This is a genomic window from Vibrio inusitatus, assembly GCA_024346935.1.
Lineage (GTDB): Bacteria > Pseudomonadota > Gammaproteobacteria > Enterobacterales > Vibrionaceae > Vibrio > Vibrio inusitatus.
Window position 1 is genome coordinate 1,104,623 of the sequence record AP024878.1, and the last position, 14,909, is coordinate 1,119,531.

Below are 14,909 nucleotides of genomic sequence, written 5' to 3' on the forward strand. Positions count from 1 at the left end.
CAGAGCATTAAAAATAATGCCGTTTGTACAATGCATTTAGAAAAGGATAACAGTGTGGAAGCTCGTCATGATTGGACAGTTGAAGAGGTCCAGCAATTACTCAATCTCCCATTTATGGATCTGTTGTATCAAGCACAGACCATTCATCGTAAGCACCAACAACACAACTATGTGCAAGTCAGTACCTTACTTTCGATAAAAACAGGGGCGTGTCCGGAAGATTGTAAGTATTGTCCGCAAAGTGCTCACTATCGTACAGATGTCGATAAAGAACGATTGATGGAAGTAGAGCGAGTATTAGAAGCGGCAGAGAAGGCAAAACACTCAGGCTCTACTCGTTTCTGTATGGGAGCTGCTTGGAAGAACCCTAAAGCGCGTGATATGCCTTTGCTGACAGATATGATCAAGGGTGTGAAGTCTCTAGGTTTAGAAACCTGCATGACTTTGGGCATGTTAACGCCTGAGCAAGCATCAGAGCTTTCTACTGCGGGGCTAGATTATTACAACCACAACCTGGACACCTCGCCAGAGTATTATGGCAACATCATCACTACACGAACCTATCAAGACCGCTTAGATACCCTATCGCATGTGCGTGATGCCGGAATGAAGATCTGCTCTGGAGGTATCATAGGTATGGGCGAGGGAACAGCAGATCGTGCAGGCCTCTTGGCTGAATTAGCTAACTTACCCGTTCACCCTGAGAGCGTTCCTATCAATATGTTGGTTAAAGTGAAAGGTACGCCACTGCAAGATGTAGAGGATGTCGATCCCTTTGAGTTCATCAAACTGATTGCCATTGCGCGTATCATGATGCCTGAATCGGCTGTGCGTTTATCGGCAGGTCGAGAAAATATGAACGAGCAGATGCAAGCACTGTGCTTCATGGCGGGTGCAAACTCGATTTTCTATGGGTGTAAGCTGCTTACAACGCCTAATCCTGATGAAGATAGCGATATGCAGTTATTCAAAAAGCTGGGTATTAATACACTCGCAACTAGCCAGAAACCGGATCAGATCCAAGAGCATGAGTTGCTTGAAAAGGTGAATGAAAGGGTGGCGGCTAGACCCACTAAAGATGACATTTTTTACGATGCCACTGTTTGAATCACGTATCACTAGCGCTCTGCAGCAAAGACGTGAACAGGGGTTGCTTAGAACTCTAAGTCCTGTTCACGGCGGAAATACGACCCAAATCAAAGTCGCTAAGCAAAGTTTTACGAATTTCTCTAGCAATGATTATCTTGGTTTGGCGAATCATGACGCTTTGAAAGCAACATGGAAAACAGCGGTGGATCGTTATGGTATCGGTAGCGCAGCCTCTCCTATGGTGACTGGGTTCTCCTATGCACATCACGAGTTACAAGACACTCTATGTGACTGGCTTGGATTTGAACAGGCGGTATTATTTAATTCAGGATTTAGTGCCAATCAAGCGGTCCTCTTTGCGTTACTCGAGAAAAGTGACTGTATATACCAAGATAAACTCAATCACGCCTCTTTAATTGAAGCGGGTCTACTAAGCCCTGCGACCCAATTTAGATTTCCTCATAACAATACTGAACGTTTACATGACCTGATTGAGCGCAATGGCGCAGGTTTGGTGGTGACCGAAGGTGTGTTCAGTATGGATGGGGATAGGGCCCCGCTTGCTAATATCCAAGCACAGTGTCAAAAGCAAAATTGCTGGCTAATGGTTGATGATGCCCATGGCATCGGCGTATTAGGCAAGGAAGGCAAAGGCAGCTGCGAAGAATCTTTGATAAAGCCGCAACTACTGATGGTTACCTTTGGAAAAGCATTGGGCGTGCATGGTGCTGCGGTTCTATGCAGTTCATCTACGGCTGAATATTTACGACAATATGCACGCAATTTTGTGTATTCAACGGCGATGTTACCAGCACAGGCAGTGGTTGTGACCAAGGCAATAGAACTTACTCGCACTCAACAATGGCGTCGCGATCAATTATCGGAACTACAACATACTTATTCGAGCCTGCTTGGCGATCTTCCTGGGTATATCGATACGCAAACACCCATAAAGCCTTACTTAGCAGGCTCTACAGACAGAGCGATGTCTTTGGCTTGTTATTTGCGTCAGCAAGGGCTTTGGGCAACTGCGATTAGGCCGCCTACAGTGGCTCAAGGGAAAGCTCGGATTCGAGTGACTTTGTCTGCGAATCATACGGTTGAAGAGGTCAGTAAACTTGCTCAATCACTTAAGCAGTTTGAATATCAACATGCCAAAGAGGGCGGTTAGTGATGGGCTTGGAGGGAGAATTGATTTCTACACCAGAAAAACAGGCTATTGCGAGTGCGTTTGGTCGTGCTGCTCCTAGTTATGATCAGCATGCTCAGTTTCAAAGAGATGTGGTAGATAAGCTACTGCAAAGGATGCCAATAAGCCTGCTAGGTAAGCGTATTTTGGATGTAGGTTGTGGCACGGGCTATCTCACAGAAAAACTCGCCCAACGAGGAGCAACGGTGGTTGCCTTAGACCTGTCTGACAAAATGTTAGAGCAAGCGAAATTACGTTGTGGAGACCACGCGACTTATTATTTAGGTGATGCTGAAGCGTTGCCTTTTACAGACGACAAGTTTGACTACGTTGTCTCAAGTTTGGCTTTGCAATGGTGTGAGGATTTAAGCGTTCCTATTCGTGAAATGAGGCGTGTGTGTAAAGTAGGGGGGCATGTGCTGTTCTCAACATTGACCAAAGGGTCATTGGACGAATTAAAGCAGGCATGGAGCTATGTTGATCAGTATCAACATGTAAGGGAGTTTGTCTCTAAAAAGGCAATAAAAATTGCGTTGGCTCAATCGAAGTGTGATGGCTCTCAAGTAGACTTGGCAAAAATGACCTATTGGTACCGTAGCGCCTTTGAGCTGATGAAAGATTTAAAAGGCATAGGTGCGACTCAAATAGGTGGCCGCTCACATGGCCTAACCAAAAAGAGCTCATTGGTTAAGGTTGAGCAGGTCTATCAAAAATTATTTCAGACCAATCTCAAATTACCGGCAACCTACCAAGTTTGCCTAGGGTTAATAAAGAAATGAATAAGACAATTTTCGTTGCCGGAACAGATACTGATGTAGGTAAAACGGTTGTTTCACGAGCTTTGTTGCAAGCATTTAATGCAAGAGGTTTCTCGACGGTCGGTTATAAGCCTGTTGCTGCGGGTTGTGAAATGACCACAGATGGCGCTCGCAATTCAGACGCCCTGTATCTGCAAGCTGCCGCTAGCATTGAACTTGCTTATGATGAAGTGAACCCTGCCGCGTTAATGACTCCTGCATCTCCTCATATAGCATCGGAAATCGATGATAAACCTATCGATACTGTGGCGTTATCTGAAACACTGCATCTACATCAGAAAAATGCCGATTTTGTACTCGTTGAGGGTGCCGGTGGTTGGCGAGTGCCTATCACTGGCGACCGTTACTTATCTGAATGGGTTGCAGATGAGAAGCTGCCTGTAATTCTAGTGGTAGGTGTCAAATTGGGCTGCTTAAGTCATGCTATTTTGACCGCAGAAGCAATCAGAAATGACGGTTTAGACGTTGTCGGTTGGGTAGCTAACCGAGTGAATCCATGTGAAGAGCATTATCGCGATATTATTACATTTTTAGAGTCGCAGATTGGCGCTCCTAAGATTGGTGAAATTCCCTATATGCGAGGCGTTAAGAAAAAAGACCTCAGTAATTATATTAATCTTGATTCGATCATATAAATACATCGGTATTGTTTAAAAAGAAAAATGCCCTCTTTGTGAAGAGGGCATTCTTTGATGTTTTACTTAAAACTACTGCGCGTCTCGAGCCAGTTGAGATTGAACGCTTAACACCTGTTGCTCTACAGATTTTGTATCAGAAATTCCCAACTCTTTGAGTGCTTCCTCTTTGCTCATTCCAAGGTGACAACGAAGTATGTCCAACGCCATTTCGTGATCAGTACCATCAGCCATAACTCACTCCTTTTTTGTTAATGCTTGGTTAATAAAACTATGCGATGGCTAATATTTACACCCATTCATTGATTTAACGCAAGACACTTTGTTAAAAAAATAGTCAATTACGAACAGAACTCTCACTTTGTCGCAAATTGTTACTGCTATTGAGTTTTCGCTTCGCGTCCTCATATATAGAATGTAATAGCAAAAAAATGGCTAACCCAATGGCGACTCCCCTCTGGGAGCAAAGAACACTTTTCTTTGTCTACAGCCTTCGATTGGAAATATAATTACACTGTTCTAGCTTCTTACTTTGGAGAAAATGAATGAAGCGCGTAGCGTTATTTTTACTGACCAACCTTGCTGTAATCGCAGTATTGAGTGTGGTGTTAAACCTTGTTTATGCTTTTACAGGCATACAATCCGGTAGCCTATCAGGTCTACTAGTGTTGGCCGCAGTCTTTGGTTTTGGCGGCTCTTTCATTTCATTGATGATGTCCAAGAGCATGGCGCTGCGTTCTGTTGGTGGACAGGTGATAGAAAGCCCACGCAACCAAACAGAACACTGGTTGCTAGAAACGGTATCTCGTCAAGCACAGCAAGCAGGTATTGGTATGCCAACGATTGCGGTCTATGACTCGGCAGATATTAACGCATTTGCGACCGGTGCTAAGCGTGACGATTCATTAGTCGCGGTGTCTACTGGACTGCTAAACAGCATGACTCAAGACGAAGCAGAGGCGGTACTGGCACATGAGGTTAGCCACATTGCGAATGGTGACATGGTCACAATGACGTTAATGCAAGGCGTAGTGAATACCTTTGTCATCTTCTTATCTCGTTTCATTGCCAACATGGTTGCCAACAACAATAATGACGAGGGCGAAGGTGGCACGAATATGATGGTGTATTTCGGTGTGTCTATGGTTTTGGAGTTAGTGTTTGGATTCTTAGCAAGCTTTATCACCATGTGGTACAGCCGCAGGCGCGAATTTTATGCAGATGCAGGTGCAGCACATTTAGTGGGCAAGCATAAGATGATTGCCGCTCTTGAGCGCCTCAAAACAAGTCATGAACCTCAGCTAGAAGGCTCAATGATGGCCTTAGGTATCAACGGTAAGAGCGCATTAACAGAGTTGCTTATGTCTCACCCACCGTTAGACAAACGAATTGAAGCATTGCGAAACACTCAACAGTTTTAATTTACTAACAATATTTTTGATGAAAAAGCTTGGTGTAAAAACCAAGCTTTTTTTTGATCTAATGCTTTGTAAAACACGTAGTTAAAGTAAGTTTTAATAAAATACACTACCTTTAACTAGACCTAGTAACGTTCTGGTCATAAAGGTTGAATAAACCAGATGGGGAGGGAAGCCCTGTCGTAGCCATTAGGAAATGGACGATGAACATTGATACTGTTGCAGATGTATATCAAAGCCTGAGCAAAGACACCTTACACAGTCTGACTCGAATCTATCATCAAGATGTAATTTTTGAGGATTCGGCTCATAAGTTAAATGGCTGGGCAGAGCTGTCATCTTATTTCGATAACTTATATCAGAACGTGATTGATTGTCGTTTTGACATTCTCAGTAAGCACCAAGCCGGTGATGCAGGTTTCATCATCTGGACGATGCGATTGCGTCATCCAAAGTTGAAGGGTGGCAGTGAGGTCGCGGTTCAGGGAATCAGCCATCTCGAGTTTCGCGATGGCAAGGTGATACACCATCGTGATTACTTCGATATGGGTGAGATGCTTTATGAGAATCTTCCTGTATTAGGTTCGGTGATTAAAACTATCAAGAAAAGGTTGGGTCAATCATGAATCCAATCTTGATTACCGGAGCAACTTCAGGAATAGGGGAGCAGCTTGCCAAAGATTATGCGCAGTCAGGTCAGACTGTTTATGTTTGCGGACGAAACTCAGCAAAGCTTCACGAACTAGTCGCTCTAGGAAAACATGTAAAGCCACTTCAATTTGATCTTACCGACCTTGATTCATGCAAGGAAGCTCTTCAAAATTTAGATCCGATTCCACAAACTTGGGTATTTAATGCAGGAGACTGCGAATATATTGACGATGGGATTGTAGATGCAGCGTTGATTAAACGAGTGTTCACGATAAACGTAATTGGACTCGCCAATGCTATTGAAGGGGCGCAGCATCATTTTTCTTCAGGGCACCAACTCGTGATAGTAGGCTCCATAGCCAGCGAGATGGCGCTTCCTCGCGCCGAAGCTTATGGCGCTTCAAAGGCAGCAGTGAGTTATTTATCCCGAACACTGGCGGTAGACCTCGCGCCGAAAGGAATTAAAGTAAGCACCGTTTTTCCAGGATTTGTTAAAACCCCACTGACAGACAAAAATGACTTTCCGATGCCGATGATGATTGAAGTAGACGAGGCGGCCAAGGCGATAAAAGAAGGAATCGAGTCTGGTAAAACTAACATCTACTTTCCCAAACGTTTTACATGGATATTGAGAATCTTGGGAAGTTTGCCGTACTCACTGCAGCATCGTCTTGCCAAGAAACTGATTAAGGAAAAACAGTAATGAAGATTGCGATTATAGGTACAGGGATATCTGGACTCACTTGCGGATACCGTTTACATAAAGAACACGACGTAACCTTGTTTGAGGCAAATAACTACATCGGCGGTCACACTGCGACTGTGGATGTTGAGGTTGAGGGTAAGCCCTACAGCGTTGATACAGGGTTCATTGTTTATAACGATCGCACCTATCCAAACTTCATCGAGATGATGAACGAGATCGGCGTGCGTGGCAATCCGACAGAAATGAGCTTTAGCGTACGAAATGACGGTAACGGACTGGAATACAACGGTCATGCTCTTTCAACGTTGTTTGCTCAGAAGCGCAATTGGTTTAATCCAAAATTCTACTCGTTTATATCTGAGATCCTTCGTTTTAACAAGCTGGCTAAATCCTTGGCGGGCGCCGATTTAACCAAAGAGCAGACACTAGGATCTCTCCTTGAAGAGCACGATTTTAGTGACTATTTCAGTGAAAACTACATTTTGCCCATGGGCGCGGCCATATGGTCATCGACCCTTGCAGATATGCGAGTATTTCCCCTTTCTTTTTTCTTAAGATTTTTCCTAAATCATGGCCTGCTTGACATTAAAAATCGACCACAATGGTATGTGATAGATGGAGGTTCTAGAGCTTATATAGAGCCGTTAACCAAAGGGTTCTCAGATAAGATCTTACTCAATTCTCCTGTTGAACGGGTTCAACGATTGCCTGTGGGTGTCCGATTATTAGTGAATGGCGATTGGTTGCAATTTGACCACGTGATTTTTGCTTGTCATAGCGATCAGGCGCTGAACATTTTAGGTGAAGAACAAACACAACAAGAAGCCGATATTTTGGGAAATATGCGATATCAAGCTAATGAAGTGGTTTTGCATACGGATACAAACCTTTTGCCAAAACGCAACAAAGCCTGGGCTTCTTGGAACTATTATTTATCCGGTGATCAAGACCAAGAAAACCGCTTACCCACCTTAACTTATGATATGAATATCTTGCAGCATATTCAGTCACAGCATACCTTTTGCGTATCACTCAATAACAGTCCGAATATAGATAAAAACAAAATTTTGCGCATTTTTACCTACCATCATCCGGTCTTTACTAGGGAATCTATCGCCGCACAGGAACGCAGTACTGAGCTTCAGGGCAATAACTCGACTTGGTTCTGCGGTGCCTATTGGCGTAATGGCTTCCATGAAGATGGTGTACATAGTGCGTTGCAAGTGGTGAAAGGCATTGATGCAATGCAAGAGCGTCTTCAGCGCAAAGGCGCAGCATGAATAGCGCAATCTTAGTTGGTACGGTAAGGCATAGGCGTTTCTCTCCAGTAGAGCATGCGCTTAATTACCCATTATTTATGCCTAGTATTGATGTGGATGAGCTTCAGTTTCTAACAAATACAGTGTGGGGATTTGGAGAAAAGTGGTGGCACTGGGCTCGTTTCAATCGCCGTGATTATGTGGGTGAAGGCTGTCTAAAATCCGCCGTTCAAGAAAAGGTATACGAACTCACTGGAAAGCGTTTTAGTGGCAAAGTCGTCGCGGTAGTACACCTTCGCTATCTTGGCCTCTACTTCAGCCCGGTTAATTTCTACTATGTTTATGATAGTAAAGGGCAATGGCAGATGTTATTGGCTGAAGTAAGCAACACGCCTTGGAACGAGCGACACTATTATGCCATTGATGCTGACGAAGGCGAAGATGGCGAAAACTGGAAACATGATAAGGCGTTTCATGTGTCGCCTTTTAACCCAGTTGAACAGGAATATGTGTGGCGACTCAAGCCACTTTCAGAAAAGCTGATGGTCCATCTGGAGTGCCACAGGGAGAACAAAGAGTTTGATGCTACCTTATCCATGAAGGCGAGGGCCTTCAATAGTAGAAATCTTCTTAAACAGTTGATCTCTACTCCGATTTTGACAGTAAAAGTACTCACAGGCATTTACTGGCACGCATTGAAGTTGTGGATTAAGAAAGTACCCATCTACCCGCATCCAGCAAAAAATAAATAATGAGAAAGCAGGAGGCTTTTCACAATGTACGATTCACAATCTTTAGTTATAGAAAAGGATCTTTCGCCTCTGCAGCGCTCCGCTCGAGCGCTTCTTCTAAATCACTTACAAAAACTTCAGCATGGCAGACTAACCATAATTGAGCGTTTTGAGTCTCAATCTGTTGCCGAATCTTTAGATTTCGGTCCTGCATCCGAGAGTTTTCACGCTTCTATAGAGATCTGTCATCCCGATTTTTACTCTAGAATGCTAAGCGGTGGCAGTATTGCTGCGGCAGAAGCTTACATGGATGGCTGGTGGGAGAGCAGCGATCTTACCGCTGTGATGAGGTTGATGGCGTTGAATCTCAACTCACTGGATAACATGAACCGCAAGCAAAGCCTGGTTAAGAAACTCGCATACAAGATGGGTCATTGGCTAAACAGGAACACTCACACTAATTCGAAGAAAAATATTGGCGCCCACTATGACTTGGGAAATGATCTCTACACGCGTTTTCTCGACAGCAACATGCTCTATTCAGCAGCGGTCTATAACAATAGCAATGACACATTAGAGCAAGCGCAAATTAATAAAATGGACAGGCTTTGTCAGCAATTGGAACTGCAACCCGGCGATTCTGTCATTGAGATAGGCACAGGTTGGGGGGGAATGGCGATATACATGGCTAAGACCTATGGCTGCCAAGTGACTACCACTACGATTTCAGAAGAGCAGTTTGCCTTTGCGCAGCAAAAAGTGCAGGAGCAGGGACTCTCTGAGCAAGTCACGCTTTTGAAACAAGATTATAGGGACCTTGAAGGGCAGTACGATAAACTAGTGTCTATCGAGATGATAGAAGCGGTGGGGAGAGAGTTTTTACCTTCTTATATCAATAAATGTCAGAGCCTACTTAAACCTGGAGGGCTTATGGCGATTCAGGCGATAACCATTGCCGACCAAAGATTCGAATCTTACAGCAAGGGCGTTGATTTCATTCAAAAATACATCTTCCCTGGTGGCTTCCTACCGTCCGTAACCCATTTATTGCAACAAACCACAAAACACAGCCAGCTAGTTTTGAATGATCTTCATGACATAGGATTGGATTACGCTAAGACACTTCGTGAGTGGTTGCATAGATTCAATTTGTCGGAGAAAGAGCTCGCGAGCTTTGGTTACGATGAACGCTTTATACGTATGTGGCGTTATTACCTATGTTACTGTGAAGGTGGCTTCCTTGCGCAGCGAATCAGTACCGTTCACTTAACCTTTCGCAATCCAAAGTAACTGATGATGAACAAGGAGCTATTGGTCAAATCTATCTGGTTCCAAGGCCTTTGGTTTCTAGCCGTCATTGGTCGAGACAGCACCTTTTTTCTACTGCTACTCGCTGTGGGGGCAACTCTTGTTTATTCGGTAAAGAAAGAGCAGATTAATCTCGCTTGGTTAGCCACGTTAGTTCTCATTGGTATAGTCTTAGATACCTTCCATGGTTTTATCGGCTTGTTCTTGTTTCCACAGTCATGGATTCCAGCATGGTTGATTTTGTTATGGGTGATTTTCATTTGGTATGCGTATCAAATGAAAACAATTTTGACCCGTTTTCCTCTGCCTATCGTAAGTATGATAGGAGCGCTCGGAGCAGCCGGCAGTTATTTTGCAGGGTTGAAACTAGGTGCGGTGCAATGGCCATATTCTGACGAAATGACCTTTGTGGTTCTAACCATAGAATGGTTCTTACTTTTTGCACTTGTCATCTACTCCCTTAAAGCGTTAGATAAACGAGGAAAGGGACATAATCAGCATGAGACTCATCACACTTAAGACCTTGCTGTTTGCTTGCATAGCCTCTTATGGCACGGCGGCCTCAGAGGTCCAAAACTCCAGCACTACGGAAGCTCTTAGCGGGTGGACACACTGGCCAACGGTAGGGTCAGCAGACCTTAATTTTATGTTCTTTGATGTATACACCTCAGAGCTTCGCGCCCCTAATGGGGTTTATACTGTTGATAACGACATTACACCTCATCCTATCGCTCTTGCTATTACCTACGAGAGAAATATCTCAAAAAAACACCTTTTGAAAGAGACAAAAAAGCAATGGCTTCATCTTGGCTATTCATCGGCTGATTCTGTTCGATGGACGCAGATACTTGACGCTATCTATCCTGATGTCGCTACAGGCGAGCAGCTGGTTTATATCACTGACGGTCAAACAGGCTCGTTTTTGTACATTACGCAAGATGGTGTAACTCAGCTGAGAGGCACGATTACTAATGAGGCCTTAAATGATGCATTTCTTGCGATCTGGCTCTCGCCAAATACTGAATATCCGAAGCACCGCCAACAACTTATAGGAATGAAACAACGATGATTAGTCGAACATTTAGAGCTTTCGGTGCACTCATTGGGGCTTTGTACCTTTTGGGGTGCAGCGCAGATCTTAGTGATTATCAGCAGGAAGGCCCTCGATTCGATCTGTTTGAGTATTTTGAAGGCAGTGTAACTGCTTGGGGAATGGTTCAAGACCGCAGTGGCAAGCAAACCCGTCGGTTTGAAGTGGAGTTAAACGGTAGCGTTGAAGGAAACGTGTTGACCCTTAACGAAGGTTTTGTGTTTGATGATGGCGAAGAGTCGACGCGGATTTGGGTCATTACTCGCTTGGAAGACGGGACTTATGAAGGTAAAGCTGATGACATCATCGGTGTTGCCACGGGAGAAGAGGTAGGTAATGCACTTCGTTGGACTTATGATTTCGAGCTTCCTCGTGGTGATTCAACAGTAGTGGTGGGTTTCGACGATTGGCTTTATCGCCAAGATGATAAGCATCTGTTTAACTTAACCTCTATAAGGAAGTTCGGCATTGAGTTCGGTACTTTGACGCTGTTTTTCCAACGTAATGATTAGAGCGAACTTGTGCAGTAGATCACCGTTTGTTACAAATTGCGCAGCCTGATACCCCAGTGTTATGGCCGATTATGATACTATCGAAGCACTATACGCCTTATTTATAATGTGATTAATGACTGCAATAGCTGAATCTAACCCTATCTTATTTCATAAAACTTACCGCCATCCTGAATCTAAGGAATGGGTGGTGTTTGTGCATGGTGCGGGTGGCAGTTCTTCTATTTGGTTTAAGCAAATTAAAGCGTATAAAGAGCATTTCAATATTTTGTTGATAGATCTACGCGGTCACGGCAAATCAAACACCTTATTTCAAGACATCATTAGCAAACGCTATACTTTCGAGTCAGTGACCAAAGACATTGTAAACGTCTTGGATCATTTGAAGATTAAGTCAGCACACTTTGTGGGTATGTCGCTTGGTACTATTATTGTGCGTACCCTAGCAGAGATGGCCTCAGAGCGTGTTAAGTCTATGGTGCTCGGTGGCGCGGTAACCCGTTTTGATACTCGTTCACAGATTTTGGTGAAGCTGGGAGGAATGTTTAAGAACATTATCCCTTATATGTGGCTGTATAGCTTGTTCGCTTGGATCGTAATGCCACAAAAAGGTCAGGTTGAATCTCGTTTAATGTTTGTTCGAGAAGCGAGAAAGTTATGCCAGAAAGAGTTTAAGCGTTGGTTTAAACTGGCATCAGACGTCAACCCAATCATGCGTTATTTCAAGGACAAAGAACTTGATATACCAACACTCTACTTGATGGGCGATAAGGACTATATGTTCATTAAACCGGTTAAAGAGATGGTTTCTGTTCATCAAAACAGCCAGTTAGTTGAGATTGAAGACTGTGGCCATGTGTGTAATGTCGAGCGCCCTGTGGAATTTAATCAACAATCTATTGCATTCATCCAATCAATGGTGGATAGCAAAACAGCATAACTTGGCGATTTAGCTGGCTGAATGTCCGCATTGCCAGCACAACCCAAATTGCCCTTCATTGACTTCATCACATTCTGCACAGCGCCATTCGCTGTTTGCAGAAGTGCTCACGTTTTGTTCAAACTCTGTAATCACAGCTTTAGCTTGTTTATGCTTATGTTCATCAATTAGCCATAAGTACGGCAAACTAGAATCGTCCATTGGCAGTTCGCCCTGTAGACCAAACATACCTTCTCCTCGGACCTCGACCTGGATGTTATGACTAAGCAAAAGCTCACAAAGTATGTGAGCTTGTGGGGGATTTTGTGCGACAAATAATTTCATTGTCTTCCTCTGTTATGCTGTGCGTGAACCATTTTGCGGGCGGATTTTGCCCATTACCCATTTGGCAATCAGTGGGAATAGTCCTAACAAGGCAAATGAAGCTAATACGGTAGGTGAAACGATCCCAGACAAACTGTCTATCTCTGCTAATTGTGTCCCCGCGTTAAGATACACCATTGTCCCCGCAAGCATGCCTAATTGACTAAACACATAATACTTAGCGATAGAAATCGGTGTGAGCCCCATTAGCAAATTAATCAAGAAAAATGGGAATACAGGAATCAGTCTCAATGAAAACAGATAAAATGCGCCATCTTTTTCGACACCTTTGTTTATTGTCTCAAGTTTAGAACCAAATTTCGCTTGTACCCAATCGCGCAGTAAGTAACGGCTACTCAAGAAAGCCAAGGTTGCACCAATGGTACTTGCGAAAGACACCAATAATAAGCTAGTCCAAAATCCAAATAAGGCAGCTCCTAGCAGCGTTACTACTGCGGCACCAGGAATAGAAAAGGCGGTAATGAATACATAACCAATAAAATACAGAGCCGCAGAAAGCACGAAGTTTTCTTCGATTTGTACATTCAATGCCAGTTGCTGTGCCTTGGCATTTTCTAGGGTCAGGTATTGACCAAAATTAGCACCAAGTAATACGATGGCAATGACTAAAATTAGTCCGATTATCAGTTTCTTATTCATGATTCCGCCCTTATCATCCTGAGTAAGTATAGAGACACGACAAACAATAAAAAACTTTCAAATTAATTTATCTCGCCGACTAATAATTCAATACGTAGATTATTTGTTAATACGTCATCGTGAACTTGATTCAGTATCTTGGAGAGTGCTTAATCTCGGCATTACCGCTCTCCAAGATACTGGATAACCGCGCTGCGGTTTCCAGTATGACGCTATTGTTCGCTTCAATGGCGCACAGTAGCCAGCTACAACCTCCGTCATCCTGAACTTGATTCAGGACCTTAGAGAGTGCCCATGCTAGCAATATGCACTCTACTTGAGCCCAGAGTAAGCTCAATGCACATCTGTTATTTCTCACATAAAACAAAAACGGCAGCCCAAGGACTGCCGTTTTCAAAGATTCTACGACTTATTCAACATTGAGGTTACGCACACTCGCACGTTCAATCAGCTCTGGATGCATTTCAAAGATACGACGTTCGTGATCTTTGTCTTTAATTCGCTCTAGAAGAATTTCAAATGCAGTCTTACCCACACGACGTTTAGGTTGGTGGACCGTAGTCAGTGGCGGAGCAAAATAAGCAGCAAGGTCGATATTATCGTATCCAATGATCGAAATATCTTCTGGAACTAACAGGCCATGTTGTCGAAGACGACTGATTAAGCCTAATGCCATGATGTCATTAAAACAAAACACTGCAGTAGGGCGCTGCTCTTCTGGGATAGCGAATAGCTTGTCGGCAGTTTCAACAGCAGTATCACATTCAAAATTGCCCTCGAAAACATGCTTCTCGTCAAAAGCAATATTCGCTTCTTTTAATGCACGCTTGTAGCCAGAAATACGCTCAATACAAGCAAGCTTCTCTGCCTGACCAGTTAAACACGCAATGCGCTTGTGACCATGCTCAACAAGATATTTAGTCGCTAAATAGCCACCTTCTTCTGAGTTATCAATGATCTTGTCCGCAGATGAAGATTCAGGACCCCAGTCCATGACGACTTTTGGGATACCAGGATGAGAGTCTAACATTCCACGTAATTCTTCAGTCAGATCAGAACACATGACCAAAATACCGTCGACACGTTTTTCGGCAAGCATGCGGATGTAGTCACGTTGCTTCTCATACAGCCCACCAGTGTTGCACAGAATAAGGGTATATCCTTGGCGGTAACAGTAGCTTTCTACGCCATCAACCACTTCGGCAAAAAATGGGTTCGTTGACTGAGTTACCAACATGCCTATGGTACGGGTGGTGTTACATTTAAGACTACGAGCCACTGCACTTGGTGCATAATTAAGCTCTTTTACTGCTTCCATCACACGCTCTTGGGTTGCTTCTGCAACAAAGCGGGTTTTGTTAATAACGTGGGAAACAGTGGTAGTGGACACACCAGCTAGCTTTGCGACGTCTTTAATGGTTGCCATGCGATACCTTGTAAAGAAAACCGAGGGTTATTGAAAATAGAATGTTAGGAAGAGGTTAGCACTCTAGCCCTATACTGCAAACGATTGCGCCGGGCAGTCTAGCCATAAATACAA

General features: G+C 43.8%; 19 protein-coding genes. 14 read left to right on the forward strand and 5 right to left on the reverse strand.

Going from position 1 to position 14,909, the window contains the following annotated elements:
- Window positions 1-54 precede the first annotated feature (54 nt).
- Genes bioB through bioD form a run of 4 tightly spaced genes read left to right on the forward strand, consistent with a single transcriptional unit; the run spans window position 55 to window position 3,731 of the window.
- Window positions 55-1,107, forward strand: coding sequence for a biotin synthase BioB (gene bioB / locus OCU48_RS05080; RefSeq protein ID WP_141344261.1), 1,053 nt, complete (start codon window positions 55-57; stop codon window positions 1,105-1,107).
- The gene (locus tag OCU48_RS05085; RefSeq protein ID WP_141344568.1) at window positions 1,094-2,260 is read left to right on the forward strand and encodes an 8-amino-7-oxononanoate synthase; all 1,167 of its coding nucleotides are present in this window, start codon (window positions 1,094-1,096) and stop codon (window positions 2,258-2,260) included. Before bioB ends, OCU48_RS05085 begins: the two co-directional genes overlap by 14 nt.
- 2 nt (window positions 2,261-2,262) lie before the next feature.
- A complete protein-coding gene (gene bioC, locus OCU48_RS05090) occupies window positions 2,263-3,057 on the forward strand; it encodes a malonyl-ACP O-methyltransferase BioC (protein ID WP_141344569.1) in 795 nt (264 codons plus the stop codon).
- Complete coding sequence (bioD, locus tag OCU48_RS05095) at window positions 3,054-3,731, forward strand: dethiobiotin synthase (RefSeq protein ID WP_141344262.1); 678 nt, start codon at window positions 3,054-3,056, stop codon at window positions 3,729-3,731. Before bioC ends, bioD begins: the two co-directional genes overlap by 4 nt.
- Window positions 3,732-3,803: 72 nt before the next feature.
- Here bioD and OCU48_RS05100 read toward each other — a convergent pair whose 3' ends face one another.
- Window positions 3,804-3,965 carry a hypothetical protein gene (locus OCU48_RS05100; RefSeq protein WP_167496154.1) on the reverse strand — a complete coding sequence of 54 codons (162 nt, stop codon included), beginning with the start codon at window positions 3,963-3,965 and terminating at the stop codon, window positions 3,804-3,806.
- A gap of 311 nt (window positions 3,966-4,276) precedes the next feature.
- On the opposite strand from OCU48_RS05100, the gene htpX reads away from it, so the two are divergent.
- From htpX to OCU48_RS05150, 10 genes are all read left to right on the forward strand, one after another.
- Window positions 4,277-5,152 (forward strand): protease HtpX, encoded by an 876-nt coding sequence (gene htpX, locus OCU48_RS05105; RefSeq protein ID WP_141344263.1) that lies wholly within the window; start codon window positions 4,277-4,279, stop codon window positions 5,150-5,152.
- Window positions 5,153-5,352: 200 nt separating this feature from the next.
- Window positions 5,353-5,775 (forward strand): nuclear transport factor 2 family protein, encoded by a 423-nt coding sequence (locus OCU48_RS05110; protein ID WP_141272194.1) that lies wholly within the window; start codon window positions 5,353-5,355, stop codon window positions 5,773-5,775.
- Window positions 5,772-6,503: an SDR family NAD(P)-dependent oxidoreductase gene (locus tag OCU48_RS05115; protein ID WP_141344264.1), complete on the forward strand. Its 732-nt coding sequence runs from the start codon at window positions 5,772-5,774 to the stop codon at window positions 6,501-6,503. The genes OCU48_RS05110 and OCU48_RS05115 overlap by 4 nt, the downstream gene beginning before the upstream one ends.
- On the forward strand, window positions 6,503-7,786 hold the full coding sequence (locus tag OCU48_RS05120) for an NAD(P)/FAD-dependent oxidoreductase (RefSeq protein WP_141344265.1): 1,284 nt from the start codon (window positions 6,503-6,505) through the stop codon (window positions 7,784-7,786). Before OCU48_RS05115 ends, OCU48_RS05120 begins: the two co-directional genes overlap by 1 nt.
- Complete coding sequence (locus OCU48_RS05125; RefSeq protein ID WP_141344266.1) at window positions 7,783-8,517, forward strand: DUF1365 domain-containing protein; 735 nt, start codon at window positions 7,783-7,785, stop codon at window positions 8,515-8,517. The genes OCU48_RS05120 and OCU48_RS05125 overlap by 4 nt, the downstream gene beginning before the upstream one ends.
- Before the next feature lie 24 nt (window positions 8,518-8,541).
- Entirely contained in the window at window positions 8,542-9,786 is a 1,245-nt protein-coding gene (locus OCU48_RS05130; protein WP_141344267.1) for an SAM-dependent methyltransferase, read from the forward strand.
- A gap of 3 nt (window positions 9,787-9,789) precedes the next feature.
- A complete protein-coding gene (locus tag OCU48_RS05135) occupies window positions 9,790-10,323 on the forward strand; it encodes a DUF2878 domain-containing protein (RefSeq protein WP_337983902.1) in 534 nt (177 codons plus the stop codon).
- Window positions 10,304-10,873 (forward strand): chalcone isomerase family protein, encoded by a 570-nt coding sequence (locus tag OCU48_RS05140; RefSeq protein WP_141344269.1) that lies wholly within the window; start codon window positions 10,304-10,306, stop codon window positions 10,871-10,873. Before OCU48_RS05135 ends, OCU48_RS05140 begins: the two co-directional genes overlap by 20 nt.
- On the forward strand, window positions 10,870-11,406 hold the full coding sequence (locus tag OCU48_RS05145; RefSeq protein ID WP_141344270.1) for a DUF3833 domain-containing protein: 537 nt from the start codon (window positions 10,870-10,872) through the stop codon (window positions 11,404-11,406). Before OCU48_RS05140 ends, OCU48_RS05145 begins: the two co-directional genes overlap by 4 nt.
- A gap of 115 nt (window positions 11,407-11,521) precedes the next feature.
- A complete protein-coding gene (locus tag OCU48_RS05150) occupies window positions 11,522-12,346 on the forward strand; it encodes an alpha/beta fold hydrolase (RefSeq protein ID WP_141344271.1) in 825 nt (274 codons plus the stop codon).
- Window positions 12,347-12,355: 9 nt separating this feature from the next.
- Here OCU48_RS05150 and OCU48_RS05155 read toward each other — a convergent pair whose 3' ends face one another.
- The 4 genes from OCU48_RS05155 to purR form a co-directional block, all read right to left on the reverse strand.
- On the reverse strand, window positions 12,356-12,670 hold the full coding sequence (locus OCU48_RS05155; protein ID WP_141344272.1) for a putative signal transducing protein: 315 nt from the start codon (window positions 12,668-12,670) through the stop codon (window positions 12,356-12,358).
- Window positions 12,671-12,682: 12 nt separating this feature from the next.
- The gene (locus OCU48_RS05160; protein WP_141344273.1) at window positions 12,683-13,369 is read right to left on the reverse strand and encodes a TVP38/TMEM64 family protein; all 687 of its coding nucleotides are present in this window, start codon (window positions 13,367-13,369) and stop codon (window positions 12,683-12,685) included.
- 130 nt (window positions 13,370-13,499) lie between these two features.
- Window positions 13,500-13,706, reverse strand: a complete 207-nt coding sequence (locus tag OCU48_RS05165; protein ID WP_141344274.1) for a hypothetical protein — start codon at window positions 13,704-13,706, stop codon at window positions 13,500-13,502.
- Between the two features lie 72 nt (window positions 13,707-13,778).
- Window positions 13,779-14,795: an HTH-type transcriptional repressor PurR gene (gene purR / locus OCU48_RS05170; RefSeq protein ID WP_141344275.1), complete on the reverse strand. Its 1,017-nt coding sequence runs from the start codon at window positions 14,793-14,795 to the stop codon at window positions 13,779-13,781.
- Between the last annotated feature and the right edge of the window lie 114 nt (window positions 14,796-14,909).

What these genes read in the sequence shown, in the direction of transcription:
- OCU48_RS05085 (WP_141344568.1), top strand. Translation starts at nt 1,094, where the DNA reads ATGCCACTGTTTGAATCACGTATCACTAGCGCTCTGCAGCAAAGACGT.
- bioC (WP_141344569.1), top strand. Translation starts at nt 2,263, where the DNA reads ATGGGCTTGGAGGGAGAATTGATTTCTACACCAGAAAAACAGGCTATT.
- bioD (WP_141344262.1), top strand. Translation starts at nt 3,054, where the DNA reads ATGAATAAGACAATTTTCGTTGCCGGAACAGATACTGATGTAGGTAAA.
- OCU48_RS05100 (WP_167496154.1), bottom strand. Translation starts at nt 3,965, where the DNA reads ATGGCTGATGGTACTGATCACGAAATGGCGTTGGACATACTTCGTTGT.
- htpX (WP_141344263.1), top strand. Translation starts at nt 4,277, where the DNA reads ATGAAGCGCGTAGCGTTATTTTTACTGACCAACCTTGCTGTAATCGCA.
- OCU48_RS05110 (WP_141272194.1), top strand. Translation starts at nt 5,353, where the DNA reads ATGAACATTGATACTGTTGCAGATGTATATCAAAGCCTGAGCAAAGAC.
- OCU48_RS05115 (WP_141344264.1), top strand. Translation starts at nt 5,772, where the DNA reads ATGAATCCAATCTTGATTACCGGAGCAACTTCAGGAATAGGGGAGCAG.
- OCU48_RS05120 (WP_141344265.1), top strand. Translation starts at nt 6,503, where the DNA reads ATGAAGATTGCGATTATAGGTACAGGGATATCTGGACTCACTTGCGGA.
- OCU48_RS05125 (WP_141344266.1), top strand. Translation starts at nt 7,783, where the DNA reads ATGAATAGCGCAATCTTAGTTGGTACGGTAAGGCATAGGCGTTTCTCT.
- OCU48_RS05130 (WP_141344267.1), top strand. Translation starts at nt 8,542, where the DNA reads ATGTACGATTCACAATCTTTAGTTATAGAAAAGGATCTTTCGCCTCTG.
- OCU48_RS05135 (WP_337983902.1), top strand. Translation starts at nt 9,790, where the DNA reads ATGATGAACAAGGAGCTATTGGTCAAATCTATCTGGTTCCAAGGCCTT.
- OCU48_RS05140 (WP_141344269.1), top strand. Translation starts at nt 10,304, where the DNA reads ATGAGACTCATCACACTTAAGACCTTGCTGTTTGCTTGCATAGCCTCT.
- OCU48_RS05145 (WP_141344270.1), top strand. Translation starts at nt 10,870, where the DNA reads ATGATTAGTCGAACATTTAGAGCTTTCGGTGCACTCATTGGGGCTTTG.
- OCU48_RS05150 (WP_141344271.1), top strand. Translation starts at nt 11,522, where the DNA reads ATGACTGCAATAGCTGAATCTAACCCTATCTTATTTCATAAAACTTAC.
- OCU48_RS05155 (WP_141344272.1), bottom strand. Translation starts at nt 12,670, where the DNA reads ATGAAATTATTTGTCGCACAAAATCCCCCACAAGCTCACATACTTTGT.
- OCU48_RS05160 (WP_141344273.1), bottom strand. Translation starts at nt 13,369, where the DNA reads ATGAATAAGAAACTGATAATCGGACTAATTTTAGTCATTGCCATCGTA.
- purR (WP_141344275.1), bottom strand. Translation starts at nt 14,795, where the DNA reads ATGGCAACCATTAAAGACGTCGCAAAGCTAGCTGGTGTGTCCACTACC.